Below are 4093 nucleotides of genomic sequence, written 5' to 3'. Positions count from 1 at the left end.
GCGCCCAAAACCCATTCTAACCCTCCAGCAAACCCCGCACCTCCTCAACCCCAACCCCCCCCGAAAAACTTTTTCAGCAAACCCTAATTAGTTAGTTATACGGCTCTCTTGGATTTGGTGGGTAAAATGTATTCTAAGATACATTTCTCCTAGCGAGGGGGTGGAAGAAACCACACCAGACACAAAGGACACAAAGATCGATCGATCCTATGTAAGTTAAACTGATCACACAGAACCTAGAAGAGCCGTTATACTAAATCTGGTTATTAAAGACTGATTATTTATTCCCCTTATGTAGCCTATATTCAACGGATTTAGTATTAGTTATCTTTATCTTTATCTTTATACCTGTTTACTGTTTACTGATTAAGATGAATTTAGAAGCAATCATCCTAGAGGAAATTAAACAATCAGCAGCGGGTCGAATTAGCTTCGAGCGCTGGATGGATTTAGCTCTCTATCACCCCGATTATGGCTATTACGCCTCTGGAAAAGTAGAAATTGGCTCAAAAGGAGATTTTTTTACTTCCTCGTCACTAGGGGCAGATTTTGGTCAATTGTTGGCAGAGCAATTTGTCGAGATGGCGGCATTTTTAGGTAATTCGCTGGGATTTACTTTAGTGGAAGTGGGAGCAGGTTCGGGAATTTTAGCGAAAGATATCCTTGATTATTTAAGTGATAACTATGCTGATTTTTATCAAAATCTCAGTTATATAATTATCGAACAATCTCAGAAACTCAGGGAAAGACAACAGGCAACTTTAGCGGGATATTCCCCAGTATCTTGGCAAAGTTGGCCGAATTTGGCCGATAATTCCCTTGTGGGTTGTGTGTTTAGTAATGAGTTAATCGATGCTTTTCCTGTCCATCGAGTTGTGATTGAGTCAGGGGAATTGCGAGAAATTTATCTGGAATTGGGGGAACCTTATCAGGAGATTATCGGAGATTTATCCAGCGACAGAATCAAAGACTATTTTGATTTAGTGGGGATAAATATTCCTTCCCCACTTTATCCGGAGGGTTATCAAACCGAGGTAAACTTATTAGCTTTAGACTGGTTAGAAACGGTTAATCGGAAACTCGATCGAGGTTATATCTTAACCATAGATTATGGTTACACTGCCGAAAAATATTATCATCCCCAAAGAAGTCAAGGAACCCTACAATGTTATCGACAACATCAGCGTCATGATCATCCTTATTTGTGGGTGGGAGAACAAGATATTACCACTCATGTGGATTTTACCGCTTTACAACGTCAAGGGGAGAAATTAGGCTTAAAAAATCTCGGTTTTACTCAGCAAGGATTATTTTTAATGGCTTTGGGATTAGGGGATAGATTAAATCAACTTTCTCAAGGAAAAATCGATATATTAACTATATTTCAGCGTCGAGATGCCTTACATCAATTAATCAATCCCACCGGTTTAGGAGGATTTGGAGTGTTAATTCAGGGGAAAGGAGTAGAGGAAAGAATACTTCAGGGGTTAAGTAAATAACTAAAAAAAATAGGGCTGAATACTGTTAACTTTCAGCCCCAAGAATAATTAAGCTCCTACAGATTCTTTAGCGGCATACATTACCTCTAAAGTTATTTCACCAATACCTCGCTCCCGGGCGAATTTTTCGGTATTTCGTTTGACTTTCCCCCGCACAAAACCGGGGATTTTCTGTAATTCTGCCGTAGCTTCCTTATTCCAATTTAGGTCAGAATCTGCCGAAATACCTTTAGTAATTACCTCTTTTGTATCATGACCACCGAATATCTCTAATAGGTGATCTTCCATGCCCAAAGTAAAGGAATTATAGACCAAATCGGCGATCTGATTAGTGCCTTCGTAACCTAAGAAAGGTTTATAACCGAGGGGGAAATTTTGGATATGAATAGGTGCGGCAATTACTCCACAGGGAATATCTAAACGTTTGCCCACATGACGTTCCATTTGAGTACCAAATATCGCCGCCGGTTCCAACCGAGCAATAGCATCTCCTATCGCCCCATTATCATCGCTAATTAACACTTCATCGCAATATTCACTCACTTGTTCCCGGAACCAATCGGCATCATACTTACAATAAGTCCCCGCTAAAACCACATGGATTCCCATCTCTCTGGCGAGAATTTTTGTCATAGCGGCTGCGTGGGTATTATCACCAAAAACCACCGCTTTTTTGTCCGTTAAATTCTGACAGTCAATGGAACGAGAAAACCAAGCAGCCTGGGAGATATGCAGAGTTTGTTCATTGATAAAATCTTCGTAATCTACTGCCGCACCTTGGGCATTAATTACCTCTTGAATTTTGCGAATACAGCGCGCTGTTTCCACCACTCCCATGGGGGTAATATCAACGTAAGGCATGGCGAATTCACTTTCGAGATATTTGGCTGTCATTAATCCCACTTCTCGATAGGGAACCAGATTAAACCAAGCGCGGGGCAGATTTTTTAAGTTTTCTACGGAGGCAGCTTCGGGGATAATGTCATTAACTTCAATGTCCAAATCTGCCATTAACCGCTTTAATTCTGTGCGATCATGTTGGTTATGGAAACCGAGGGTGGTAATGCCGATAATATTAACCGAAGGTTTAGGGGTTTTCTGCGAGATAATTTCCCCTTTTCTCTGGGCCTTATCGAGATAATATTTGATAATTTGATAGAGAGTTTTATCGGCCGCTTGTAGTTCATTATAGCGATAGTGGTTGACATCGGCCAGCAGCACATCCCCCTCGGCATCCTGTCGCGCTCTTTCGACAAAGTTTTGTAAATCCTCTTGGAGAATGCTGGAGGTACAGGTGGGGGTTAAAACGATTAAATCGGGACTTTCTTCGCGATCTTTGCGAACAATATTATCGACGACTTTTTCTTGGGAACCCCGGGCTAAAACATTACGATCGACAATACTAGTAGTGACGGGGGTAAAATTACGCTCCCTTTCCAACATCGAGCGCATGACGTTAAAATAATCGTCTCCCAGAGGAGCGTGCATGATAGCATGAACATTTTTAAAGGAACTGGCGATCCTTAAAGTGCCAATATGAGCGGGACCCGCATACATCCAATAGGCCAATTTCATAGAGGGTTCTCCTACAGTCAGACTTTTTTGATTGTCTCAGACTTTACCGATTTAGGAGTGAACGCTTAACGGAAGATTACAAAAAGTCCCCATGCAGATTAAGTATCTTTTTGGGGAAAAATGACACAAATATTAATATTAACTTTTTTAACAATTTATGTCATTAGGGCAAAAATTTCTTTACCGACCGCTTGGTAACAAAGCCAACCGAAATTGGACCGGGGGTCGGGATAATCTTTGACGATGACTGCTTTTTCGGCCGCTCGTTCAAAAGCAACTAAACGGGGAATTTCTCGCTTAAATAGGGGTAATTTTGCTTCTTCTAGAGCTTTCCGCGCTTCTCGTCCTGTTTTTGTCCGTGAATCCACTTGGGTTAAAAGAACTCGATAATTATCGGTCATCGTGGACAGCAATTCTACCGCTTTAATCGTGACATCGATATCGAGATGATTGGGAGTGGTGGGTAGGATTAATAAATCGCTGCCCTGAGCTAAATCTTTTAGCTCGTCTGGCTCTGGCCGGGCCTGGGTATCGACGATAATATGAGTGTATTGTTTCACCAGTCCCGTCGCTCCAGCTTGGGACGCTACCATAAAAGGAAGGGTGTCTTCCCGGGACCAATGGAGAGCCGAACGATTTTTATCCGCATCGATCAATAAGGTGGGCGCTTTTTCCTGAAAATAGGCGGCCAAATGAATCGATGTGGTGGTTTTCCCGACCCCTCCCTTCAGTGCTACGACGGAAATAATCATGAACGGCTCGATGGAATAAATGGGTATTTTCTAGTGTACTCCCAGACGGACTGAAAACCGTCTAAGTTTCCGTTCAGAAAGGCTATCAGTCAGGATTCTAGATTTTTGAGCGTGGCTGTCTCGACATTATCGAAAATTTGGGTTAAAACCCCGTCGTTTTACGACGGCTTTTCTTGATCTTTAATAGAGCATCTGAGAACTTCCAGGGTTGCACCTCCTACAGAAGAAACAAAATAACTAGGAGACCAAAGAGCATCTTTCCCATAG

General features: G+C 42.0%; 3 protein-coding genes and 1 pseudogene. 1 reads left to right on the top strand and 3 read right to left on the bottom strand.

The genetic code is table 11. From position 1 onward, the window contains the following. Nucleotides 1–371 precede the first annotated feature (371 nt). The gene (locus tag IM319_RS17375) at nucleotides 372–1499 is read left to right on the top strand and encodes a class I SAM-dependent methyltransferase (protein ID WP_287736421.1); all 1128 of its coding nucleotides are present in this window, start codon (nucleotides 372–374) and stop codon (nucleotides 1497–1499) included. Nucleotides 1500–1547: 48 nt separating this feature from the next. Here the strand turns inward: IM319_RS17375 and bchB are convergent, their stop codons facing one another. The 3 genes and pseudogenes from bchB to IM319_RS17360 all read right to left on the bottom strand — a co-directional run. Then, nucleotides 1548–3074, bottom strand: coding sequence for a ferredoxin:protochlorophyllide reductase (ATP-dependent) subunit B (gene bchB / locus IM319_RS17370; protein WP_287078083.1), 1527 nt, complete (start codon nucleotides 3072–3074; stop codon nucleotides 1548–1550). 155 nt (nucleotides 3075–3229) lie between these two features. Continuing rightward, on the bottom strand, nucleotides 3230–3826 hold the full coding sequence (locus IM319_RS17365; protein WP_158199866.1) for a ParA family protein: 597 nt from the start codon (nucleotides 3824–3826) through the stop codon (nucleotides 3230–3232). A 158-nt stretch (nucleotides 3827–3984) separates the two neighbouring features. After that, nucleotides 3985–4093 (bottom strand): annotated as a pseudogene (locus IM319_RS17360) (IS200/IS605 family transposase); the annotation flags it as partial.

This window comes from Microcystis sp. M113S1, assembly GCF_020246945.1.
In the GTDB taxonomy this organism is placed as follows: domain Bacteria; phylum Cyanobacteriota; class Cyanobacteriia; order Cyanobacteriales; family Microcystaceae; genus Microcystis.
This window is presented reverse-complemented; position numbering and strand designations above follow the sequence as displayed.